Consider the following 24390-nt stretch of genomic DNA (forward strand, 5'->3'; position numbering starts at 1 on the left):
CTGTTAGTTAGGTTTTACTTGGCAACGGAGACTGCCCATGAAAACAGCTACACTAATCTTAAGCTCGCTAATTATCGCTGGTTGTAATTTGACCACTAACACACCTGCAACGTTGGCTGAAACGCAAACATCCTATAGTTATATTCCTTTTGACCCTCTCCCTGTGCAAACGTTACTAGGGGCAAGTTGCTCACCTAGCGAAGAAGAAAAATTATTTAAATCAATTAGGCAACCTGTATTACGTGATTTAAGGCATGCATTTCCTGATCAAACCGTACGCCTCGCTGTAGCAGAATTTACAGCTAATGGTGGGCTGAGCTTTGGCCCATCAACAGTTGGGTTTGAGGGTAAGTCATACCAAGTTATTATAGATTATGCGAATACTGATACAGTAAAAGGCAGTTTTTTAGTTAAGCGTGAAATATCAGGTCAAATCCCTGAGACTAAATGGTGGGGTGGTAAATACACCCTGCCAAAATATGAAACATATAAGCAGGTAAAATTATTTGAAGATATTCCTATGCGGGTTATTTCAAAATACAGTGTAGAGCCAAACCCAACAGTTAGCCTCTTTAATAAACCGCCGATTCAGTTTGTGGAAAATAAATCATCTGAGCTAAATCAAAAAGTCGTAAAACAGCGGATTGATCAAGCTGAAAAACTATTAATGAAAGGCTATGAAGTCGTTAACCTACCCGTTTATGTAGGTGTAGGGCTAAGGTTAACAGCCACTATTAATGTATTAAATGGAAAAGTTAATTTATCTGGATTGCCGGCAATAGCGGCTGAGGCACAAAGTGGCAACTTAACGGGTACTTTAGTGGTGCAAACGCTCGGGGCTACAGGAGAGCTAGTTTCGGCTAATTTACCGTTGCCAAGTGAATTAAATAGAACAACAGTGCAAAACTCTATTTTGTCTCTTGGTTCAATAAAAGCGTTGCTCTATGATGATAAAATGCATATTACACCAAGGGTCATAGGTATATATAACCCCATTGGCGGCGGTCAAAGCTTTGTTAATGGCATTATTTCGGCGCTCGCATCGGAGCGATTAACGTGGTATCGCCCATGCGATTATATCTACGATGATAAAAGTTAGTGTTGGTATATGGCTCGTTGTAGGTGTTCAAAATGAGAGGTCTAACATTCATTTTTAGGCTGTAGCCATATAAAATATATGGCTATCAAAATTACTAGAGACACGACGTTGCTGCGTTTTTGGTTTAATATTTTTAGCGGTAACTGAGTTACATCATGATGGTATTTTGGCTAAACACAATTAGCTGTTTAAATAGCCTTCTTGTACATTTTTAAGGTAAAATTAGCTGCCTAAAAATAACAGCGAATGGATGCCATTTTTCATGTATAAACTCTTTTACTACCCGCTGAACGCCAGTATGGCCCCTCACTTTGTACTTGAAGAACTCAACGCCGATTTTGAACTCGTGCTGGTTGATCGAAAAACCAATGCGCACAAAGCAAAAAACTATTTAGCCTTAAACCCTGCTGGGCGAATACCTACTTTAGTTGATGATGGAAGCGTGCTATTTGAAAGCGCTGCAATCTGTATTCATTTAGCTGAATCAAATCCAAAGAATAAATTAATCCCTCAAGTTGGTGAACCAGAACGCGCGCTATTTTTACAATGGATCATGTATCTAACAAACACCCTGCAAGCTGAACTTATGGTGCATTTTTATCCGCAAAACCATACTAATAACGTTGATGCAATTGCAAATATTACTGCTACTCAAGAAAGCCGAATAACGGCCATGCTTGGGCTCTTGGATACAGAGCTGGCAGATAAAAAATTTTTGGTTGGCGAGCAACTTACAGTGTGTGACTTTTATTTATTTATGCTCGCCATATGGGCGGATGAATTTAAACAGCCACCGCTTGCTTTTAAGCACCTTGGCCTTTATTTACGCCGCTTAGCTAAACGAGATGCAATAATTAAGGTCTGTAAAAAAGAAGGCTTAAGCCTTGCTGATTATGTTTAACCTGAACTTGGATAATAAATTAATATGCAGCTAAACCTCTTAGCCAATATTTAGGTTATTTAAAAGCAAAAGGATGTTTGATGAAAATTTATGGTAGAACAACCTCTTTTAATGTGCAAAAAGTTTTATGGTTTCTTGATGAGCTTGCTTTGGATTATGAACACATTGAAGTGGGCGGGCGTTTTGGGGGTCTTGATAGCACTGAGTTTGTAGTATTAAATCCAATGAAAAAAGTACCGGTGTTAATCGATGGTGGTAATATCGTTTGGGAGTCGCACACTATACTGCGCTACTTAGCAGCTAGTTATGGGGCCGATGATTGGTATTCTCTCTCCTCTTTTGAGCGCTCTTTGTATGAGCGCTGGTTGGACTGGTCACAAGTGACGTTTCAGCCAGCTTTTATGGGCACTTTTTGGGGGTATTATCGCACCCCTGCGAGTAAACGTTGTATGGATAAAGTAAATCAAGATTTACTGGCGTGTAATAACTGTTTAGCACTTGTTGAGCAACAGCTTAGACAATCTACTTATTTGGCAGGACCAAAAATTACTCTTGCTGATATTTGTGTTGGCGCGATAATTTACCGTTTAATATCACAGGGATTAACGTTCACTTTACCGCCACATGTTGAAAAATGGCACATGCATTTAAAAACCAGAGCAGGTTATAAAAAATGGATAATGAGCGATTTTAGTGAGCTAAAAGGGCGCGAAGATTATTAGCGCCCGTTTGAATTACATTATAAACCTGTTGATTTTGCTAATTTAATTTCATTAATGGTCAGTGGTATATTTTCAGGTGCAGGAGCCTTTGTTTCACCGTTGTCATTTAGTGTGTAAGTTTGCTGGGTTGCGGTATAACTTAAGGTATCGAGATTTATGTTGGCTGTTAAAGCATCGTAATCACAGCAAGAATGAAATGACTTACCAGCAAATGCTAGACGCCCGTCTTCAATGCTATAGTTTATTTGATCAGTTGTGGTGTGGGTTGGAAGTTGAAAAATAGTCAGCTTGAGCTTATTCACAATTGCTAAATAAGAAGTATAGTAGCTTCGACTCCCAGATATATGGGTTGTTATTAAGTAGGCGTTAGTATCAGGGTGTTTGATTTTAAATAATTTGGTATCAATCTCTGAGATACCACTGCCCGCTAATGGTCCAAAGCTCGCGTGTCCAAATTTGTTACTTTGATAATTTAGGAAGTAACTGCCAGGTAAGTGTGGGTAATGCCATCCTGACATCGAGAATACAGCGCTTTCATTACTTTTAATTGAGTAGTGTATATCAGCTTTGTATTGTTGCTTTATCAGTGCTGACTTATGTATATATGCATTTTGGTTATCAAAGTAAACTTTAGCCCAATTAGAATCTAATAAAAACTCAGCCTGCACAGTCGTTCCACCCGCTAACAAACCCAGTTTATTGCTACTTCTGTTTGGGGATGTTCTTACATTTACGTTCTGCTGCACAATGGCTGGTAAATAACCTGATGCGGACTGTATTTCAGTTAAACCATCAAGATTGTACATTTGGTTACTGTGAGCGCTAAAAGAGTGGAGCAATGTATAAGTAAAAGTCAGTAGCGTAATTTTTGTCATAGTATGTTGTGGGTATTGCTTAAATGGGGAGGTAGTTTACCCATTTACTCCCGCCAGATCAGCCAATTAAGCTATCTGGAGGGAGGTTTCTATTCGTTTAATTAAAGCCATGCTGATTTATTGGTACTAGTCGCTATTTTTAGCAAAGCGACAGCCTAAAATGCGTTCTATTTTTTGTTTCAGGTGTAAGGCATTTTTCATTGTTTTGAAATCTCCGCCTAGGTTAATCGTTTTGTTTGAGTGTGTTATCAAGTGCAGTGAAAACTTCTCACTGGATTGTTTGCCGCTGGTTTGGACTTTTGATGATACAAAAGCGTCAATATCTTTTATCTCAGACGCTGTAAATGATAATGCTTGTACATGCTTAGAGAAGAAGTAAACATCCAGTTGCAAGCTATTTCTGCTGACTTTAATTTTGCAGTTTCGCCCGTAGCCCCAAATGCCTAAAGCTAAAAATAGGCAGCTCATCGCGGAGAATACAATACCAAAAAAAGAGCCATTTAAAGTTGCAATTAACACCCCAACAATAAAAAATATCGCCCCTAGGGCTATAATAAACAGGCACTCTTTAGCGCCTGGCGTTTGCAGGGTCAGTGCTTGTGTCGTGGTATCTTCATCAATCGTTAAGCGCGCATGCATTGCTGATTGTTCGGTTGGCGTTAATGGCTGATTTTTTAATTCTTGCTCTACCGATACACTTTGCGCTGTCACAAATACGGGGATGATATATTCACGGTCAAAACTATGTCCATCAATCTCGCCTTGAATAATCAATGCCCACTCATGGTAGCGCTTACTTGGCATGCTTGATTGAGGCTGTCCTGGGGGTACATCAAAACTAAAATCAAGGCCTGCGCCTTTAGCGCTTGTTCTAGGTGTAAGGTCTTTTTCTACTGAAAAAACGATACAGCGACTCGATTTGCTTTCAGTGCCACTGCGTTTGGTTAAATGTTCGGTGCATTTTAATGTTGCTGTAAACGTCGTGGCTGTACTTGTTTGACCGGGAATAGTTAAGCTGCCTTTCACTTTGCCGCCAATCACACCTGGGTAAGGATTAATGGTCAATGGCACTTCTTTAAAATGTAACCATTGTTTTTGAATTTTTCTTGCCCGAATAATTAACCACAAAGGTAAAACTAAGAACAATGCAGCAAGCACCGTAGTGAATGTATTGCCGCCATATAAGCCTACAGAAAATGCCCCGCTAAATAAGCAGCCTAAAAGCGCAAAGTACCAAGCATATTTAACACTTTTTTTAGCACCAGAATAAATAACGGGTGACGCCCATTGTGTTCGGGTCGTCCATGGTTTTTTTTCATCGACGTTTGTTAGCGGCTGTGCTGATTGAGAGCCGGTATAAATAAAAACACCTATGCCTACAGCCATAAATATACCGCTAAAAAGTGACATAAGCAGCAGGAACTTAACACTTAAAGAGCGATCATATACGGATTCACTAACGTCATTTGGGTTATACCAAATCATTAACCCGCCAGATGAGTTTTGCTCGGTTCGGGCTTGACCAAGGAGTGAATATGCGCGGCTACTGTCACTGTTACTCTGGTTGTTAACCTGAGGCCGATAACCGATGTACTCTTGTCCATCGACTTGATATTTATATTGCATATCAAGCTTATACAATGTGGTGTAATGGCCTTCATTATCACGTGATTCAAAGCTGGACACATCAGCACTGATTAATTGTGCTTGTGCCACATGCCAAAATTGCATTTTAGCTGCGTCAATTACAGGCGATAACACCGTAAAATAAAAAACAGCAAACCCAGCTAAAAAAAACACACCACCAAATAACGCACCACTTCTTTTCATAAATGTCCTTATTATTATTTTTAATACGAGTTTGTTCGTCAAATAACCACTTTACTTTGTTAAAACTTAACATTTTTATGCAATGAATATACAAATTTATTGTCATTGCTTTATCGCAGCAGAGCAATTTGGGTATATTCACAGCTTTTATAAACTCGCTTTAATTACTTCGATAACTGTATGCATGCGTTTTGCTAGCGGACGATTACGATGATGACATATATAAATAGATTCGCTTATTGGCTTAACTAAGTGATGTGTTTTTATAAGTTCAGGTTTATTAAATGCACCAACGGCATGAGCAGGCAGCACTGTAAAACCTAAACCTAGGCTAACGGGTTCGAGTATTAAACTTATTTGATTAGAAAACCCAGTGCGCTTTATTTGCTCAATATGCTCAAACTCAGGGTAGTTTTCGCTCAATAATAGCTGAGCATGATGGTTGGCATCTGGGTGGGCAATAAAGCCTAGTTTGCACAAGGTTTGCCAGTCAGGCGTGTTGTAGTTGACTGGCGTAATCAGCAAAAGTGCTTCTTGAGTGATTTTATGACTTGTTACTTCGTTTAATGTCGGAGCTTGGGTTAAAAAACCTAAATCAGCATTATGATTTGCTACAGCCTGTTCCACACTGTGATTAGGGGCAAACCGATAATCTATCGTTAATGTTTCATAACGTGACTGTAAACCAAGCAGCAGATTATAAAATTTAAGCCCACAACTGCCCGGAGACTGAATTTTAACTGCACCACTAAATGGCGAGTCGTGGTGTAGTTCTTGTTCTAAAAATTGCCATTGCTTAAGAAGGCGATTCCCTTTTTGATATAAATTTTGTCCTTTAGGGGTTAACGTAAACTGTTTACCGTGGCGCTCTAATAAAGCGCTATTAACCTGTTGCTCCAGCTTTTTAATATGTTGACTCACACCAGATTGAGTCATAAAAAGTCGCTCGCTGGTGCGGGTAAAGTGCCCTACTTCAACAAGTGTGCAAAACGTATTTAGCCAAATTGGATTAATCATTACAAATTGTACTTATTTTGATGTTGAATGATAATTTTACTTGATGGTAACTGCTTCGTAAACTGACTTTATACACAAAGAGGAGCAGTATTATGAGTCACGTTTATCCACGTAATTTTTCGCACATTGGTATTTCGGTTCCTGACCTTGATAAAGCCGTTGAGTTTTATACCCAAGTATTAGGTTGGTATTTAATTATGAAGCCCACTGAAATTGTTGAAGATAGCAGCGCAATTGGTCAAATGTGTACCGATGTATTTGGTGCAAATTGGCAAAAATTTAAAATCGCTCATTTATCTACAGGTGACAGAATTGGTGTGGAGTTATTTGAATTTAAAAACCAAGAAAACCCCGCAGATAATTTTGAATATTGGAAAACCGGCATTTTCCATTTTTGCGTACAAGACCCACATCTCGAAGAGCTTGCCGATCGTATTGTTGCCGCAGGTGGTAAAAAACGCATGCAAGAGCCGCGTTATTATTATCCCGGCGAAAAGCCTTATCGCATGATTTATATGGAAGACCCATTCGGTAATATTTTAGAAATTTACAGCCACAGCTATGAGTTAATTTATAGCGAAGGTGCTTACTAGGGTTTTTCCATCAGCACTTCTTCGCTTGTTTTTGGTGAAATACGCCCTGCACTATTAAAATGTATGGGCTTTTAATGTTGTGCTGTAAATGGGGTTTACAGCACATAAATTAATCGGTTAAGGCTAGCCTATGGCTCTTCATCACGTTAAGATGGTTTAAACATTAAACAACAAGAACTAAAATGAATGTTAAATAAAACCAATGGACTTATCTATTTTTTAGCCTTTAGTAGCGGCTTTAGTATCATGGGAATTGAGCTTCTAGGGGGACGAATTTTAGCGCCTTTTTTTGGTAGTAGTGTGCATATTTGGGGCAGTATTATTACAGTATTTATGCTGAGCTTATCGTTTGGCTATTTGCTTGGTGGTAAGTTATCGATTAAACGACCCTCTTTAACAAAATACGGCTTAATCTTTTTACTCGCCAGTATTGCCGTACTTCCTATCGCATTGTTTGCTCAACCAATTATGGCGTTTATTTTTACGCACGTTGAAGATAGCCGCTATGGCTCGTTGTTAGCATCAACAGCGCTGTTTTTTATTCCCACGATTATTTTAGGTATGATCTCGCCCTACTCCGTTCGCTTATTGGTCACCGACAGTGAGCACAGTGGTCAAGTGGCTGGCGGTTTGTACTTTGTTAGCACATTAGGCAGTGCGTTGGGCACAATTATTACTTCATTTTATATGGTGTTAGCATTTGACGTTAATGCCATTATCATTGGATTTGCTTCATTTATTGGTTGCCTTGGGTTATTCGCTATTGCATTTGATAAGTTAATAATAAAGGAGCCTGTCTATGCGTAAGCTAACGGTTCGTTGTTTGCTACTTGTTGGTGTAACATTATTTTCAAATGTGAGTATTGCAAAGGTTATTCACAGTGAGCGCTCGCTTTATCGTAATATTTTAGTGGAAGAAACAGGTGATTTACGTTGCTTAAAATTTGACGAAAAAACACGTCAAAGTAGCCAAAGTTGTATGTATAAAAGCAAACCGAAAAAGTTGGTGTTTAACTATACGAAATTAACGTTTGCCAGCTTATTGATGATCGATAACCCAAAAAATGTGTTAATTATCGGCCTCGGCGGCGGTACATTATCAAATGTAATTCATGAGCTTTACCCACAAGCGACAATAGAAAATGTTGAAATTGACCCTGCAGTGATAAAAGTTGCGCGGGATTATTTTGATTTTAAAGAAAGCGAAAAAGTAACTTCAAAGGTGCAAGATGGCCGTATTTTTATAAAACGTGCGGCACTTAAAAAACAAACGTTTGATTGGATCATTCTTGACGCCTTTAATGGCGACTACATTCCTGAGCATTTACTCACAAAAGAGTTTTTTGAAGAGATAAAAAGTGTTTTAGCTGAGGGAGGAATTGTTGCGGCTAATACCTTTTCATCAAGCAAATTATACGAACATGAGTCTGCTACATATCATGCGGTATTTGGTGATTTTATTAATGTAACGACGGCTAAAAAGAGTAATCGGATCATTTTAGCCGGGTTTAACAAAGCCCCGACTAAAGAACACCTTACTGAGCGAGTAAAAAAATTAGCGCCGTTATTAGCCCCATATAGTATAGATATTGATGCTGTGAGCAAAGGCATGCGCTCAACTAAAAACAACCAAGACTGGCCAAGTGATACAAAAGTACTCACGGATCAATATTCACCCGCCAATTTACTTAATTTCTAACCATAATTTGGGTTAAGAGGCTCTTTATGCTGAGGTAATGACCTTAGCTTAGCGAGCCTCTTTTGCTTAAATCTAATTTGAGAATAACTCTTATTGTTGAAAATGTGATTTTGATATAACATAACAAAAGTTATGTTATATCAAAATAATGCAATAGGGATTATGTAATGATTGAAATTAGCCATTTAAGTAAATCGTTCGGCGATAACCACGCACTAAATGATTTATGTTTATCTGTACCTGCAGGGCAAGTTACGTGTTTATTAGGTGCAAACGGTGCAGGTAAAAGTACCACTTTAAATTTACTGTTAAACTTTATTGAACCTGACTCCGGGCGCATGACAATCGATAGTATTGATGTGCAATTAGAGCCTGAAAAAAGTAAGCAAAAATTAGTTTATTTACCAGAGCAAGTAAATTTATTCGAAGAGTTTGATGCAATAGAAAATCTGCACTACCTCGCCTCACTTACAAAGCAATCGACCACAAATGAAGAAATTGCAGCGGCGCTTACCCAAACAGGTTTGCAACAAAATGCATGGAAAAACCCTCTAAGCAGCTACTCAAAAGGTATGCGCCAAAAGGTGGGTATTGCATTTGCTATTTTACGTAAAGCCAAAGTACTACTGCTTGATGAGCCGACATCAGGGCTTGATCCAAGTGCCACGCGTGAATTTATTAAAATTATTGATTTACTTGCTCAGCGCGGCGCCGCAATTTTAATGGTTACCCATGATTTGTATTGCGCTCATTGTCTCGCAACACAAATAGGCATTATGAAGCAGGGTCAACTACGCACTTTACTTGATAATAAAAATCTTTCGCTCGATGACCTTGAAGCTAACTACCACCACATTATTAGCGGTGATGAATTACCACAGCAAGCACAGTCAAAAAATATTAAATCGTCAGAACCTGAACTCGTATAAAAAATAGGATAACAATCATGTGTAGTACCCGTATTTCGCCAATTAATATTGCTTTATTAAGCTGCTTGAGCTTCTCAACGATTGCCTTTGCTGATGATGAGCAAAATAAAGATTCAACATTATTTATTGGTGATGTGATCGAGGTTCATGGTCAAAGTAATGGCGCTAAAGATGTTCAGTTAGTGGGCTCTGTTGATGTAGTTAATCGTGATCAATTACAAAATGAGCATGTAAATATCACTGTGGATTTATTCACTAAAATACCTGGTGTGTATTTCTCGCGTTTTAATCAAGGTGTCGTATCAACAGACGTCGCCATGCGTGGCTTTAATGGTGAAGGGTCGATGCCACATACCAAACTGTTAATTGATGGCATACCGAGCAACTTACATGTTGGTTTAGGCGAAATGGATGCTTTATTTCCGATGGAAGTGGAGTCTATCGAAGTGGTTAAAGGCAACCAAGATGCGCGTTATGGCCTGCATAACTTAGCAGGTAATATTAATATTACCAGCCGTCGTGATGACGCAAAGGAAGTTGAATTTTTGGCTGGTAGTTTTGATACCTATGAAGCACAAGGGTATTTTGGTGATGTAAATAATGGTTTTTCTCAGCATTATTTTATAGGCGTGCGTGATACTAAAGGCTATCGAGATCATAGTGCCCTTGAGAAACATACTTTTTCAGGAAAGTGGTTCTACCAACCAAGCAATAATACAGAGCTTGGTGTTATTGCACGTTACTTTGACTATGAAGCTGATGCCCCGGGTTACCTAACTGAGCAAGAAGCGCATCGTGACTCCACTCAATCTGCCGATTACGCACAAAACGACAGTGGCGATAAACAAACACGTCATTTAAGTATGCATTTAGATCATGCGTTTGACCCTGTATGGCAGTTGAGTGTTAAAAGCTACATACAACAATTTGATCGTCATCGTTATTTACAGTACACAGCATCTTCAGCTCAGCAAGAACGCCTAGAAAAAGATCGTCAATACGGAGCTGTAGCTACATTAAGTGCAACGTTTAGCCCTACTTGGTTACTCAGTATGGGTCTTGATTATCAAGCGCAAGATAACAGTAATGAACGTTTTGTAACGGTAAAGAAAGTACGCCAAAAGCAATTTAGAAATTGGGATTTTGACTATAACAATTATGGCGGTTTTACTCAGTTACAGTACAGAGGTGAGCGTTTACTCATTAGTGGTGGCTTACGCTTTGATGGCTTCAGTGGTGATTTGTTCGATGGCATAAGCGAGCAATACAAAACCATAAATGATGAGGGTATTACCCTTCAGCCTAAGTTTAATGTGCTTTACGAGATGACCGATAGACTAAATCTGTTTGCTAATTATGGTGTGAGTTTCCAAGCACCTACAGGCAGCAAAGCCTATATAAATGAGCAAAGCTCAGGGTTTGATTTCTCTAAAAACTATGGATTTGAAACGGGTGCAAAATGGCAGTTATTTGATTGGTTAAATACGCGCTTATCAGTTTGGCAGCAAGACGCCAAAGACGAGTTAACGCCAAAAACGGATGGTTCAGGTGGGTTTGAAAACATCGGCGAAACCAAACGTAAAGGTTGGGATCTCGCATTGAGCGCTGATATCAATACGCAGTGGTCTGGCTTTGCATCGTATACCCGTCAAGAAGCAAAATTGGTCGAACCCGGTGAAGCAAAAATTGCTCAAAAAGGTAATTGGTTATTAGGCGTGCCTGAATTTACTGCAACGGCAGGGATCATCTACCGTCCGGTTAACAAACTTAAAGTGTCGTTGTTTGGTCATTTTCAAGGTGATTACTATGTCAGTAATGTTATCCAAGATAAGCAATACGGTGATTATAAACTAGTTGATTTAGCCTTTGATTATGATTTGGGCTGGGGAAATGCTGGGCTGCGGATCAATAACCTATTTGATAGCTACTCAGATTATGTTTACTTAGTGGGTGATGAAACAATTCACTCTCCTACCGATGGGCGTGCGATTAACTTTAGCGTGTCGTATCGATTTTAAAAGGAATTACTATGTCTCATTTTATTAGTTGGCAAGTGTGCAAGCACGAGCTAAAACAAAAAGTAAAAAATCGCACATTGTGGTTGTTATTTGCACTCATGCAAGTACTGCTCGCGGTGGCGTTGGTAACAAGTTGGCAGCAATACCAACAAAGTAGCAGTTTACAAATTAGCTCACAACATATGGTAGAGCAGCAATGGTTAGCTCAACCCGATCGCCACCCGCACCGAGTAGCGCACTTTGGTCACTTTGCATTTCGCCCGCCCAGCGCGTTGAGCTATTTTGACATTGGTGTGAATAATTGGGTGGGTAACAGTGTTTTTTTAGAAGCACATAAACAAAATAGCGCTAACTTTGCCAATGATAGCCAGGCAAGCTTGCTGCGTTTTTCTGAACTTTCGGTTGCTAATTTATTACTGTTTGTTTGGCCGTTACTGTTAATAGCATTAGGTTTCTCATGCATTAGCGGCGACCAGCAAAAAGGGACTTTAAAGCAATTGTTGGCCATTGGCGTTAAATTTAATCATTTACTCCTTGGTAAGGGATTTGCTTATTTACTGCTTAGTATTGGGTTTTTACTGCCGGTATTTATTGCCTCGATAATGATAAGTGCGCTGGCTGATGCAGTGCTAAGTGCTGAAGTGCTGCTTCGTATTGGCTTGTTGTTTTTACTGTATTTAGGGTACTGCTTATTTTGGGTTTGTGTCATTTTACTCGTTTCTAGTTTAACCCGTATGCCAAAACACAGCTTAACAGCGTTAATTACCGTGTGGTTTGTGCTATTAGTATTAGCGCCGAGAACACTTGCTGATATTGCCCAACAATTACACCCGCATAAAAGCCGTAATATGCTGGCGTTAAAAGTGCAAACAGACATTCGTAAAGTTGGCGATAGCCATAATCCTAACGACCCCCACTTTAATGAGTTTAAACAGCGAATATTAACTCAATATGGCGTTGATACCATTGAGCAACTCCCTGTTAATTATGGTGGCTTAATAATGCAAGAAGGTGAGCGAATTAGTGCTGAAATTTATCAACGTCACTACCAAACACAGCTTGATCAATTTGCAGCACAGCGTGAGTTTATTGGTTACTTTTATTGGCTTAATCCTTACTTAGCCGTACGCGATTTATCAATGGCGATAAGTGGTGCCGATAGCCGACATTTCTTTTCATTTGAGCAGCAAGCTGAGCAACATCGTTTTGAACGTATTCAACGTTTAAATACAATACACACACAAGAGATTGACCATCATAATGACCGTGAGCAGCGCGTATCTGCATCTTTATGGCAAGATTTCCCTGAGTTTCACTATCAGCCAGCAAGTTTAAGTTGGTCATTAAGCAATAGCTTAACGGCAATACTGGCTTTTGTAGCGGTCATTACTTTATTACTCGGTGTGCTTGTAACACCGAGTGTGCAACGGAGGGCATTTATCCATGCTTAAGTTTGAATTAAAGCGTTTACTATCACCGCGTGCAAATCAAATAAGTTTATTGGTCTTTTTTGTCAGTGTTTTACTAGCGATTTATTTAGGCGCACAAGGTTACAAACAGGTGCGTAAAGATCAAATCATAGCGCAAGTGGTGTTTGATAAAGAGCGAGAGCATATAAAAGCACGTGAGTCGCTACCTGAAATTGGCTCTCTTGCTTATTACGCAAAAGCACCTACTCAATGGCAGCTTTCACCTTGGGCTGCTTTGTTTGTAGGGCAAAGTCAAAATAGCCTCGCGGCGATGAAAGTCAATGCTTTGGCGTTACAGGGGCAAATTTATAACAAAGAGGTGATCAACCCTGAGAAATACCGTGCTGGCGGTTTTGATTTAGGGTTCGTATTAGCCTACATGCTGCCAATTTTGATTGGTGTATTGTGCGTTAATTTACTCAGCGATGAGCGTCAATCGGGGCGTTTTAGATTGCTTAGTGCCTTTGCAGGTAATGCGGCTGTGAAAAGCATTATCCGCGCTTTGTTACTGCGTTTTTATTTAGTCGCAGGGATCATTGTTTTACTGTTTTTAGTTGCAGCAATGCTACTTTCATTACCGTTTGATGGACTATTTATACAAGCACTAGGGCTCAGCCTTGTTTACTGTGCTTTTTGGTTTTTAGTAGCCACTTTGATCATTAGTTTTAATATGAACGGCTTATTTAATAGCTTGGCATTTATTAGCGTGTGGCTCGGATTTGCTGTGTTAATTCCTGGTGTTATTCATCTTGTGCTTAACCAGCAATTTAATGAGCAGCCCGCACTAAAAGCCAGCATAGAGCAACGCTTAATTTTAAATGATGGTTGGGATCAAGATATGCAAGACTCATTGCAACGCTTTGTTGAGCAATACCCGCAGTACAGCGAAAAAACACAGTTTAGCGGACGCTTTCATTGGAAGTGGTATTATGCGATGCAACAACTTAGCGACCTTGCAGTTGATCAGCATTGGCAAGATCATTTAACTCAACAACAAGCCCGTGCGAGTAGCTTGGCGTTAGTGAGTTGGCTTTCGCCTAATTTATTGTATCAACAAGCGCTTGATCAATTAGCTGGCAGTGATGCACAGGGTCAACGAGCTTACTTGTTGCAGGTGAGCGCTTACCATCAACAAATTAGAGAGTTTATATACCCTTATTTATTTAATGATACAGCGATCACGTCCGAAGACATTGAACGTTTTCCATTATTTAAACCTTCACAGCAAATACAGCCGGCTCAGTTGCAAGGCGTACACTACGGCGTGATGTTGTTACTTGCGTTAGGTGCATTTTGCCTATTGGTTGCAAATACACGTTTTAAACGTTTAACGGTTATATAGCATGATTTAAATAGCGCAGTTGGTACTGCGCTATTTACTCTTTATATTAAATAATTTAACTCTATAAAAATTCCTTCTTCTCATACCGCAACTGCAGTTAACATCCCGTTTAGATATAAAAATTGATGGCTATGAATAATCATCGCTCAATGTTTGAGTAATTTCAAAGTAGAATTCAGCGTTTCAAAGGAACTTACTATCATGGCGTTACTTTGTCCGTCCCTTTTAACGCCAACTGAAACTGCATCTTGAGGTGGCTTGGGTATAACAGTACACTCATTTAATGTAGTAGGGATTATCTGACTAAAAGCATATGGAGTTATTAGATGTCATTAACACAAATTGCCCGATTTATTATAGGGTTTAGCTGGCTCTATCATGGACTATTTCCAAAATTGTTACACATTGATCCGATTGAAAAAATGATGACAGCAAGTCTTGGTTTTTCGGATGAAATTTCTTATTTAATAACAAAAGCAGCGGGTGTTGGTGAGCTGGTATTTGGCTTAATTTTTATTTTGTTTTATAAAAACCGAACAGTCGTCTGGCTCAATATTGTAGGATTAATTGGGTTGTTATTTTTTGTTATTGTTTTACAGCCACAATTACTTGTTGGCGCGTTTAACCCAGTAACAACGAATATACCATTAATCGGGTTAAGTTTTATTTTGTTGGAGAGTAAATCAAAACAGCGTTTATAAGTAACCTAAATTGAGCTCAAGTAATAACAGCCTTAGCCGGCTCCTTATGCGCCAAGGCTGTTATTTAATCTTGCGTTATTCTACTGTTGCGTTAAATTTCTCTTCTACACAGCGTTTGTAAGCACCTTCACTTAGGGCAAAATAAGGTGTTTGATAAGGCACTAATTTGCATTCAAAGCTTTTACCATCTGGTCGGTATTGTTTCCAGCTCCAATCCTCGCTCCAATGAATGTTAAGCGCACCTGAGCCATCATTTGTAAAGCTGTCTTGGTTGCTGCAATTGAGCACTTCATTATTATCAATAGGTACATTTAAGTACGCTGCAAATTGCTCGTAATATGCAATACGGTTAAGTGCTTGTGGTTTGTCGTAGCCGTGGCCACATTCAATACCGCCATTAATAATATTAATTGTAGCACCAAAACCTGGGCTAATACCGCGAGCGATATCTGCTTCATTTGGTACCCATGAGCCGTCAACAACCGACATCATGTCTGGTTTTGGTGGCTGGGGATACACAAAGAAAAATACGGCAGAGGCTAAATTAAGCCACGTATCAGCTACTAACTCAGGGTTATTAAGTAGTACATTTACGTCGCCAAACATCGCGTCTGAAAATGGGCCATAATTATAATTGTACGATAATTGTTTTGCACCACGGCCAAAATATTTTAAATATAACCCTTGCTCGTCAGTACCACATGGCCATGTTTGTCCTTGCCATGTTGAGGGTCCGCATGAGTTGTTATAACCACAACCTGCGCTGGTTTCGCTACAGCCAGCTTCACGTATAAAGTATAAGCCTTGGCGCCATTGTGGAATGGCCGAATGCGGATCGTGGCCACCTGTTTCTTGGGTAAAATGAGCAAACATAGTTGCCAGTGCTTTACGGCACACTGCCTCGGCTTGTTGCTCTGAATCATAATCATCACAAAAAGCAGGAAACTTTGCCACCGCTTGTAAAAACTTACGATAGGTATATTCAGGTGCACGTTGAGCAAATAAAAACTCAAAACTGGCTTGATCTAATATCGCTTCTAAGCGCTTAACATTGCGAGGGTTAGCTGCTCTTAGTGGGGTTACAGATTCAACACTTGCATTATCAAGCTTACGAATCGTATTTTTTACTTTGCTAAATAATGGCGAAGATGTTTTTTCAAGCTCGGTGTTTGTCACTAATGCAGGGTTAATAAAATAACCGCCAGCGGGATTTTTTGTAACGCCTGTTTCGTATGGGTCACCTGATGGCGGTGTCACTGGCGGTTCTGCCGGTGGCTGAATCGGTGGAACTATGGGCTCTACTGGAGGAACAATTGGTTCAACTGGTGGGTCTACGGGATCGACCGGTGGCTCAACGGGCGGGGAAACAGTATTATCGCATACAGTTGAGTCAGCTTTCGCAACCCATGCCCCCCATTGTGATGAGCCTGGTTCTTCACCTGGATTGGCCCACCAACGTGCTTTGTATAGCGTGCTTGCAAAGCATACTTCACTGCCAGCGGTATATGAAATTGACTGTTGCCATACATCGTTTGCGGTGCTCTGCCACGGTATAGTAGACAGCGCTGTCATCACAGCCAATGTTATAGATTTTTTAATATTCATTGGTCAATCCTTAATGGGGTTAAACGATACATCACCTAGCTATGTGCTATTATAGGCACAATATCTGGTAACAATCAATTAACCTAGTTTACAATTTATTTTATTGTCGGATTATAAAGAGTTTATAACGTAGGGATTAACCACCGCGTAATGTTATCAGCAAGTATTATTCAAATATGGTGGTGGCAGCAAACAAAAAAAATCAGACGGGGTTATTTCATAAACAGACGACAATGGGAGCACAAAGATAAAACATGTCCTGTCTATACCCAAGCCACCTCAAGATGCAGACTTCAGCGTTTCACAGGTGTTTAATATCAAGGCGTTACTTTGCAACAATGGTAGCCCCTTTTAAGAAGTAACAACGATGAGAGTAAGCGCCTGTGAAACGCCCAACGGGTTGGTTTAAAAGCAATTTATACTGCGTTATTGATTTTAACAAGGGAACAACCATTATTTGCAATCAATGCCTTGCCTAAATCGCTTTTAACTCCAACTGAAACGGCATCTTGAGGTGGCTTGGGTATAAAGGGTTTTCTAAGCTCTCGCGATTAAATCGCTATCAGAGCTTTAACGTAACAATAAACGGCTTACTCTACTAACGCAGGCCACAAGGTTGTCCCATCACTATCGATTTTATTGAGTATTTTAATTCCGAGGACTTTGGCTATCAGCGGGTAAATATCAAGATTATTGACTTCATCTAATAATAAGCCTTGTTTAAATGCTGGGCCATTAGCAATAAAAGTTGCAGCCATATCATCAGTGTAGGCATAGCCATGGGTGCCAAGGTAATCTACTTTACCTTTATTTGAAAATACTCGTGGAGCGGTAGTTTGCAAAATAATATCGCCAGTACGGCCATTATTTTGATAATGATATCCCTTACGCTGTGCATCGGTTAGCACAATATAGCGGCCCTTTGCGGCATTCATTAAACGTTCTTTATAAGCTGGAATATCGGCTTTACTGTCTTTATTTGCATAGAAGAGCACGCGTGGGCCAGTATTTTTAACCATAAAGTTTTCATCTTTAGGTAGGCTGCTTAGGGCAATACTTTGCTGTGGTTCAACCGCACTCATACCATGATCAGAAACAATCACTAAATTAATATTAAGCGACAGCTGTGCAATACGTGACTGTAGCTGACCCATTAACTCATCTAACTGATGAACAGCATCTCGGGTTTGTGTTGCATCAGGGCCATATTCATGACCCATGCTATCGACCAATGAAAAATAACTAACAATAAGGCGTGGGCGCTGTGCTTTAGGTAGCTCTAGCCACTGAATCACTTGATCAATACGTTGTTGGTAATCGCTATGTTTTGAATAATGGTAGAAGTAATCAGGGGTCATACCGTTAAAGCGCGCATCCGACTCTGGCCAAAAATAGGTGGCAGATTTTAGCCCTTGCATAGAGGCTAAATTCCAAAGAGGGATGCCTTTGAGCCATGTGCTATCTTTTAATCCTTTGCCCATGCTGTAGCAGTCATTACGGTCACTATCGCAAAAACGATTATCAACAATACCATGATTAATCGGAAGTAAACCGGTTATGATCGACAAGTGATTTGGAAATGTTTTAGTTGGGTACACAGGGCGCATTTTTTTCGCACGTACACCAGATCCCGCCATTTTTGCTAGATTGGGTGCGCTGTGTTTTTCAATATAATCCCAGCGAAAGCCATCAAGGGAGATAAGTACGACAGTATTGTCGGTTTTAGCACTTATAGTTAAGGAGCTAAAAGCTAAAAAAGTTAATAGCAAGAGATGGATGAGCCACTTCATAATTTTTCCGTTCGGTAATAAAAAATTTATAATTGCTGAGTTTAACGATATTTTTTTATAAATATAACGTATTAATTTAGAATTGTTGGATAAAGCTGTTAATTTAAAAAGACTTTAAGAAGGAACTACTATGATCGATTTTACTAAAAAAATAACCCCCGCTCGAGAAGTTCGCTCCACACCTAATTTACAAACTGCGCTTGAAAGCGACCGTGGCCGTATCATTAACAGCGCTGCAATTCGTCGGTTGCAGCAAAAAACGCAGGTTTTTCCATTAGAGCGCAATGCTGCGGTGCGCTCTCGACTTACCCACTCGCTTGAAGTACAACAAGTTGGCCGCTTTATCGTGCAGCGTATTTTTAATTACTTAAGCGATCAGCAGCAGCGTGAGTTTGGTTTAATAGATTTAGAGCGCCCCTTGGAAAGTTTGGTCGAAATGGCTTGCCTGATGCACGATATTGGTAACCCTCCGTTTGGACATTTTGGTGAAGCAGCAATTAATCATTGGTTTGACAAGAACCTCACTGCATTGATACCACAGCGCTGTGCAGATCCGCACACAGGTATTGGTGTTATATTTAAGCACTTAGCGCAAGATGTATGTAATTTTGAAGGCAATGCACAAGGTATTCGTATTGTTCATTCACTGCTTGGTCTAAACTTAACGTACAGCCAAACGGCAGGAATATTAAAATACACTCGTCCCGCCACAATGCAAAAAGCAGATATTCCTCAGAGCAAAAATTATTTAATGAAAAAAGTGGGTTTTTACTTTAGCGAAAAAAACTTTGTAGAATCATTGCAAAAGGAACTTGAAATAGACCCACAGTGTCGCCACCCAGCGAGTTACATAATGGAAGCGGCAGATGATATTTCATATTGTCTGGCAGATATTGAAGATGCCGTTGAGAAAGACATTATAAGCGTTGAGTTATTATGCGAAAAACTCAAGCTACATTATAAAAAAGCGCTAATAAACTTTGCTATTAATGATGGTGAACATCAGCTGATGGTTGAAAAAGCAGTAAATTATGCGTTAGAGAAGGCGGCTCAACAACCCTATAATTTTAATAGTGAGTTTTTTATATATTTACGCGTTTCATTGTTACATCCACTTGTAAATTATGCAGCTAAGCGCTTTATAAACAATATTGAAGCGGTATTTCATGGCGATTTCAATCAAGCACTATTAGAAGATAGAAGTCATTTACATGCGGTAACTAAAACGCTAAAACAGGTTGCTTTAGAACATGTTTTTTCTCATAAAGAAGTTGAAAAACTTGAGTTACAAGGTTATCGCATTATTAATGGCTTACTTGATTGTTATAAGCCGTTATTACAATTAAGCCATGACGATTTTAAACGGGTTACTAAAGGCGACCAACGCTTTTTAATTGAAACTAGATTACTTAAAAAGCTATCTAAAAAGCATTTGAACAGCTATTCACAAGCCATTGACGCAATGCAAGCAGAGCCTGATCATGTATTGGCTTACGAGTTTTATTACAGGTGTAGGCTTATCCAAGACTATATTAGTGGTATGACTGATCAATTTGCTTACGATGAGTATCGCGCGTTGATGGTGATAGAATAAGCAATACGTGGCTAGATTAATTTCTTCAGTGCTATTAAACTGGGGTCATTGTGTTATTTTGCTTTAATAGATTAATGATGACCTTATTTATACGACTTAGCTTATTTTTTTTACTCACTTGTAGTTTTAATAGTTTTGCTAAATACAGTGAAGCTTTATGTATTTTGTATAAGCAGCAAATGCAGCAACATAAAGATAATACAAGTAGCCAAAGTTACCGCAATGCTGCCAGAGACTACAAAAAAAATTGCAGCAAAGCGCCGCCTATCCAAATTGAAAAACAAGAATCGGCAAAGTCGAATGTAATAGATGAGCCGACTTTTCATGCTGATACTTCAGCGACTGTTGAACCAATAGAAGTTTTAACAGAAGAAGTAACACAAACAGTTACTGTAAACCCCCTTGACACTCAAGCGGGTGCAGCTAATAGTGCACAAGCGGAGTCAGTAAATAGCAATGATACACTAGAACAAGTAAAAGATAGCACCCCCGCAATTATTGACATAAGTGAAGAGACAAACAATGCAGAAACAAACAATTCAGAAACAAACAATGCAGAAACAAACAATGCAGAAACAGTTGAACCGCTAACCGTTCAAACTGAACCGACACAAGCTGTTGTGAAATATGTCCCCCCCGTTGTTGAAAGTCAACAAACAGAATCAGCATCATTATTAATTCCTACGATGTTGCTTTTAGGTGTATTGTTATTAGCTGCATTTATCGTTTTTCGTATACGAGAAAAAAATAAAACAGCGGTTGAGCCAATAACGCCAGCGCCTGAATTAACCACGCAAGTAAAAGCGCCTCAACCTGCTATTAAACCAATATCAGTCGATCCTGTTACAGACACACAAGAAGTCAGTAACTGTGAGCCTGCAATTACGCCTAATGAACCGGTAGAAAAACCTACAGTCAACCGTATTGATCTAACCCAACGTATTTTTAAAAATGAACATGATTTTGAAGAGCCAGAAATTCGCATATTTGATCCTAATGCGCCTTTACCTGGGACTAAACCTATAAAGAGTGAACCAACTAAAGAGCCTATTGAGTCCGATGAGGCGAAGCCAAGTGACACGCCTAGTGAGCGTACTGAAGATACCCAGCCTACCCAGCCGCAAAACATTCACCCTGAAGTTTCAAGCTCACATGAGGTGCCTGCTGCGACAACCGTTGTTGATCCGATTAAAAATGAGCCATTGGTATCCGTTGAAGCTGTTACTGCATTAAATGCTGAGACCGAAAATATGGCTGAAAATGATGAAGTTGCGCAAGCACTTACCGAATTAAACAATGAATTAGTAGCAGAGCAACAAAAAGCAGTTGAAACAAAGGCTTCAACATCGGCTGATCCACAAGCTAAAAAAGCGAACCCATTTGCCAACTTATCTTTAGATCCTACTTGGGCACCTGATTCAAATGAAAAGCCAACAATTGAGCCTAAAAAAATTGTACCAAAGTCACCTGAATTAATTGCCGCAGAGGAGCGCGCTAAGCAATTAAAAACGGATGACTAATTTTTAATTACTTGTAAAAATGCAACGGAGGAAGTACTAAACACTTTCTCTGCATTATGCTTATTAGATTCAGGCCTTAATTGTAACTATTAAGGCCTGTTTATCTTTATTAAACATCATGAATACCCGCGCTAGTCCAACTTGAAATCTTGATTCAAGACATCAAGTTGCTTGAGTTTACTTTCAAGTTTATCTATTTTTGACATTGCTACGATGCTAAATATAAAGCCAGCAAGGCCCATCGACATCCCTATAATTCCGAAAATAAAACCTAAGTTTTCCATATAAATACCTTTTATTAACGCGGATCTATTTAATGCTAAATATCACTTTATACTTAAACTGCAGAATTAGCACCTTTGGGTAGGAATGAAAATAGATTGGTCGTTTAAGATATTAGCCTTTTTTTAAAACTGGTATTGAAATTGCTGTATCAGAGGGGGAACACACAACAAGGATTTATTATGTCTTCAATCTCAATGATCAAGGCGATAGCTGGGTATGCGGCTATTAACCCAACAGCGGATGACTCTCATACAAGTAGCATCAATAAGCACACAGAATTTTCTAAAAAGCTACAGCACGCACAAGCACCTAAGCCGGTTAAAGTCGACATGGCTGTTAATGTTGCCAATAACCATGAGAACGTGTCTGAACAAGCCAAGGCGCTTTATCAAGATATTAAATATGAAGTTCGTGCTCAGTTACAGAAAAACCCCGATACACGGACTTACGAGCAAGATTTTTATAAGCTGTCGATTCAAGAAATAATGGAAGTCCCTATAAAAGTGGTGATTGAACGAGATGAAATGCGCGAAGCTGCTTTGTTTAATTCCTTAGGGATTGATTTTTTAGCCTATAAAGAATTGGGGCTTCGCCAAGAAATGCTAAGCCTGGCTGAAAATGATATAAAAGAATCTCAGTCATTATTAGCAACAGATAAAGAAGATTTTATTGATGCAATTAAAGGGTTTACAGCGCAGTTGGAAGATCAAAAAAATGCTTTATTAGGAGGCATTGCTCCAGATGAATTGGGAAAAAACTTAGAGGATAGGTCGAGTCCGTGGGCAAAGTTACTTAGTATTGGACAGTAGGAGGGTATCAGTAAGGTTGCTTGCAAAGCGGTTAATCTTTATTAAGCATGAGTGCGGCAACTATCTGCCGCTACAGAATTATCTGTTAAGGTCGAAATATAAAGTAGGTATTGTTATTTGAACGTGTTTGTCGCCAACACAATCCTAGTAATATGGCCACACTTAGAAAAAATAGCCCGGCGACAACAATAATTGCGTTATGAAATAAGTTATTTTGGCTTAGTTGCTTAACTTTAGATGGTGAAATAGTCGTTATTGTCGCGCTTTCAAATGAGTGTGAAATATTAAAAATGTGGTCATCTGATTCTATTTCAATCTGCTTTATCATTGTGCTTACTTTTGCTGTCGATAGAGGTTTTTTTTGTGTATCACACCAATGGGCATTCCTTATAAGTGTGGCAGAATCGCAGCTAGAGGGTAATAAATGAAATGCTTCTTGTAAGGTTGTTTGTTTTTTTTCATACGTATTAACGCTACCTACTAAAGGCAAAGTCATGCGTGCGTTACTTGGTGTCGTTTTATTACAATGCTGGGACAAACTGGCTGTAAGGATCGCGTGACGTTTTTTTAATTGCTGGACGTTAACGAGTAACGCACTTTGGTTTAGCTGCTGATATATGGATGTACGTTCTTTTTTTAGTAGTTTACATTCAGTATGCGTTGTTGCATTTACTTGGCTACTAAAACCTAGGATGATTAAAAAAATCCATTTATTCATTGGTTTACGTCCTGTAAAAGATGAATATATAGCGTAACAGTATTTTTCTAGGTTGCAAGTTTATTGGGTACAAAGATTAATAACAATAAATTACACTTAAAAATCAATCTCTTATTTCCTGCTGAACAATGCGTTAACTGTAACCTATATGATAACAGGGGTTAGCCGACATTATTAAACATGGACTAACCCAGTGCCATTATTAGCGTTTTTGTATAACATGACCGCTAAAGCTTAACGCTTTAAAGTACAGCTTTGCAGTGTTGAAACCAGACTCATTAAGTAGATCGGCTAAACGCATTCTATCTAGAGCAAAAAACTCATGCTCAAAATTATGTTTCATTCGCTCGATACCCACTTCAGTTAAGCCCAACTGCTGACATAATATAAACTGAGCATCACGTTCAAAGGTCGTCTCTGGGCGCATTAGGTCGCCTAGATATAGTTGCCCTTGCGGTTTTAGCTGTTTAGAAATTGCTTTTAGCATGGTTTTCTTATCGCCATTGTCAGCTAAAAAGTGTAGTACTAACAAACATATTGCAGCATCTACAGGGTCTGTTAACGTTGCCACATCCCCTACATGAATTGTCACGCGTTCACTAATGCCCATATCTGCGAAGCGCTGTTGGCCAATGTTAAGCATATCAATTGAGATATCTTGCGCGGTAAAACGCCATGTTGGGTTTAGTGTGGCAAGCTGTGCGATTTCTTTGCCTGTGCCAGAACCTACGATTAAAATATGCGCGTGATCGCCCAGCGTTGCTTTTAGCTGTGCCGCGGTGGTGCTATGGAGTAAATCATAACCTGGGACGAGTCGGGTTATGCGTGAGTCATACTCAGTTGCTTCGTCATTGGTAAATGTTGGCATAGTATC

22 protein-coding genes are annotated in these 24390 nt (G+C 39.4%); 14 read left to right on the forward strand and 8 right to left on the reverse strand.

Annotated elements, in window-relative coordinates:
* Positions 1 to 37: 37 nt before the first annotated feature.
* From HH219_RS13495 to HH219_RS13505, 3 genes are all read left to right on the forward strand, one after another.
* Positions 38 to 1099: a hypothetical protein gene (locus tag HH219_RS13495; protein ID WP_169327762.1), complete on the forward strand. Its 1062-nt coding sequence runs from the start codon at positions 38 to 40 to the stop codon at positions 1097 to 1099.
* 262 nt (positions 1100 to 1361) lie between these two features.
* The gene (locus HH219_RS13500; protein ID WP_169327763.1) at positions 1362 to 2000 is read left to right on the forward strand and encodes a glutathione S-transferase family protein; all 639 of its coding nucleotides are present in this window, start codon (positions 1362 to 1364) and stop codon (positions 1998 to 2000) included.
* An 80-nt stretch (positions 2001 to 2080) separates the two neighbouring features.
* Positions 2081 to 2722: a glutathione S-transferase family protein gene (locus HH219_RS13505; RefSeq protein ID WP_169327764.1), complete on the forward strand. Its 642-nt coding sequence runs from the start codon at positions 2081 to 2083 to the stop codon at positions 2720 to 2722.
* Between the two features lie 17 nt (positions 2723 to 2739).
* Here HH219_RS13505 and HH219_RS13510 read toward each other — a convergent pair whose 3' ends face one another.
* From HH219_RS13510 to HH219_RS13520, 3 genes are all read right to left on the reverse strand, one after another.
* Positions 2740 to 3597: an SH3 domain-containing protein gene (locus tag HH219_RS13510; protein WP_169327765.1), complete on the reverse strand. Its 858-nt coding sequence runs from the start codon at positions 3595 to 3597 to the stop codon at positions 2740 to 2742.
* Positions 3598 to 3723: 126 nt separating this feature from the next.
* Positions 3724 to 5427 carry a DUF3592 domain-containing protein gene (locus tag HH219_RS13515; protein WP_169327766.1) on the reverse strand — a complete coding sequence of 568 codons (1704 nt, stop codon included), beginning with the start codon at positions 5425 to 5427 and terminating at the stop codon, positions 3724 to 3726.
* Between the two features lie 147 nt (positions 5428 to 5574).
* Positions 5575 to 6444 (reverse strand): LysR family transcriptional regulator, encoded by an 870-nt coding sequence (locus HH219_RS13520; RefSeq protein WP_169327767.1) that lies wholly within the window; start codon positions 6442 to 6444, stop codon positions 5575 to 5577.
* Between the two features lie 92 nt (positions 6445 to 6536).
* Here HH219_RS13520 and HH219_RS13525 point away from each other — a divergent pair, with 92 nt between their 5' ends.
* From HH219_RS13525 to HH219_RS13560, 8 genes are all read left to right on the forward strand, one after another.
* A complete protein-coding gene (locus HH219_RS13525) occupies positions 6537 to 7037 on the forward strand; it encodes a lactoylglutathione lyase family protein (RefSeq protein ID WP_169327768.1) in 501 nt (166 codons plus the stop codon).
* A 186-nt stretch (positions 7038 to 7223) separates the two neighbouring features.
* Entirely contained in the window at positions 7224 to 7844 is a 621-nt protein-coding gene (locus tag HH219_RS13530; RefSeq protein WP_169327769.1) for a fused MFS/spermidine synthase, read from the forward strand.
* The gene (locus tag HH219_RS13535) at positions 7837 to 8736 is read left to right on the forward strand and encodes a fused MFS/spermidine synthase (RefSeq protein ID WP_169327770.1); all 900 of its coding nucleotides are present in this window, start codon (positions 7837 to 7839) and stop codon (positions 8734 to 8736) included. The genes HH219_RS13530 and HH219_RS13535 overlap by 8 nt, the downstream gene beginning before the upstream one ends.
* Before the next feature lie 167 nt (positions 8737 to 8903).
* Positions 8904 to 9665 (forward strand): ATP-binding cassette domain-containing protein, encoded by a 762-nt coding sequence (locus tag HH219_RS13540; protein ID WP_169327771.1) that lies wholly within the window; start codon positions 8904 to 8906, stop codon positions 9663 to 9665.
* Positions 9666 to 9682: 17 nt separating this feature from the next.
* Positions 9683 to 11683, forward strand: coding sequence for a TonB-dependent receptor (locus HH219_RS13545; RefSeq protein WP_169327772.1), 2001 nt, complete (start codon positions 9683 to 9685; stop codon positions 11681 to 11683).
* Positions 11684 to 11694: 11 nt separating this feature from the next.
* On the forward strand, positions 11695 to 13134 hold the full coding sequence (locus HH219_RS13550) for a DUF3526 domain-containing protein (RefSeq protein ID WP_054203937.1): 1440 nt from the start codon (positions 11695 to 11697) through the stop codon (positions 13132 to 13134).
* The gene (locus tag HH219_RS13555) at positions 13127 to 14494 is read left to right on the forward strand and encodes a DUF3526 domain-containing protein (RefSeq protein WP_169327773.1); all 1368 of its coding nucleotides are present in this window, start codon (positions 13127 to 13129) and stop codon (positions 14492 to 14494) included. Before HH219_RS13550 ends, HH219_RS13555 begins: the two co-directional genes overlap by 8 nt.
* Positions 14495 to 14820: 326 nt before the next feature.
* Positions 14821 to 15195, forward strand: coding sequence for a DoxX-like family protein (locus tag HH219_RS13560; RefSeq protein ID WP_054203939.1), 375 nt, complete (start codon positions 14821 to 14823; stop codon positions 15193 to 15195).
* 75 nt (positions 15196 to 15270) lie between these two features.
* Here HH219_RS13560 and HH219_RS13565 read toward each other — a convergent pair whose 3' ends face one another.
* The gene (locus tag HH219_RS13565) at positions 15271 to 16800 is read right to left on the reverse strand and encodes a glycoside hydrolase family 19 protein (RefSeq protein ID WP_169327774.1); all 1530 of its coding nucleotides are present in this window, start codon (positions 16798 to 16800) and stop codon (positions 15271 to 15273) included.
* A gap of 590 nt (positions 16801 to 17390) precedes the next feature.
* Positions 17391 to 18590 (reverse strand): ectonucleotide pyrophosphatase/phosphodiesterase, encoded by a 1200-nt coding sequence (locus HH219_RS13570; RefSeq protein ID WP_054452563.1) that lies wholly within the window; start codon positions 18588 to 18590, stop codon positions 17391 to 17393.
* 130 nt (positions 18591 to 18720) lie between these two features.
* On the opposite strand from HH219_RS13570, the gene dgt reads away from it, so the two are divergent.
* On the forward strand, positions 18721 to 20184 hold the full coding sequence (dgt, locus tag HH219_RS13575; RefSeq protein WP_054203942.1) for a dGTPase: 1464 nt from the start codon (positions 18721 to 18723) through the stop codon (positions 20182 to 20184).
* 74 nt (positions 20185 to 20258) lie between these two features.
* A complete protein-coding gene (locus HH219_RS13580) occupies positions 20259 to 21704 on the forward strand; it encodes a hypothetical protein (protein ID WP_169327775.1) in 1446 nt (481 codons plus the stop codon).
* A 131-nt stretch (positions 21705 to 21835) separates the two neighbouring features.
* On the opposite strand, the gene HH219_RS13585 is transcribed toward HH219_RS13580, so the two are convergent.
* On the reverse strand, positions 21836 to 21988 hold the full coding sequence (locus tag HH219_RS13585; protein WP_167349693.1) for a hypothetical protein: 153 nt from the start codon (positions 21986 to 21988) through the stop codon (positions 21836 to 21838).
* A 180-nt stretch (positions 21989 to 22168) separates the two neighbouring features.
* On the opposite strand from HH219_RS13585, the gene HH219_RS13590 reads away from it, so the two are divergent.
* Positions 22169 to 22798: a hypothetical protein gene (locus tag HH219_RS13590; RefSeq protein WP_169327776.1), complete on the forward strand. Its 630-nt coding sequence runs from the start codon at positions 22169 to 22171 to the stop codon at positions 22796 to 22798.
* An 85-nt stretch (positions 22799 to 22883) separates the two neighbouring features.
* Here the strand turns inward: HH219_RS13590 and HH219_RS13595 are convergent, their stop codons facing one another.
* Both HH219_RS13595 and HH219_RS13600 read right to left on the reverse strand, forming a co-directional pair.
* Positions 22884 to 23516: a hypothetical protein gene (locus tag HH219_RS13595; protein ID WP_169327777.1), complete on the reverse strand. Its 633-nt coding sequence runs from the start codon at positions 23514 to 23516 to the stop codon at positions 22884 to 22886.
* A gap of 202 nt (positions 23517 to 23718) precedes the next feature.
* On the reverse strand, positions 23719 to 24384 hold the full coding sequence (locus HH219_RS13600) for a class I SAM-dependent methyltransferase (protein ID WP_054452547.1): 666 nt from the start codon (positions 24382 to 24384) through the stop codon (positions 23719 to 23721).
* Between the last annotated feature and the right edge of the window lie 6 nt (positions 24385 to 24390).

Origin of the sequence: Pseudoalteromonas sp. NEC-BIFX-2020_015 (assembly GCF_012952265.1) — a bacterium.
GTDB classification, from domain to species: domain Bacteria; phylum Pseudomonadota; class Gammaproteobacteria; order Enterobacterales; family Alteromonadaceae; genus Pseudoalteromonas; species Pseudoalteromonas neustonica.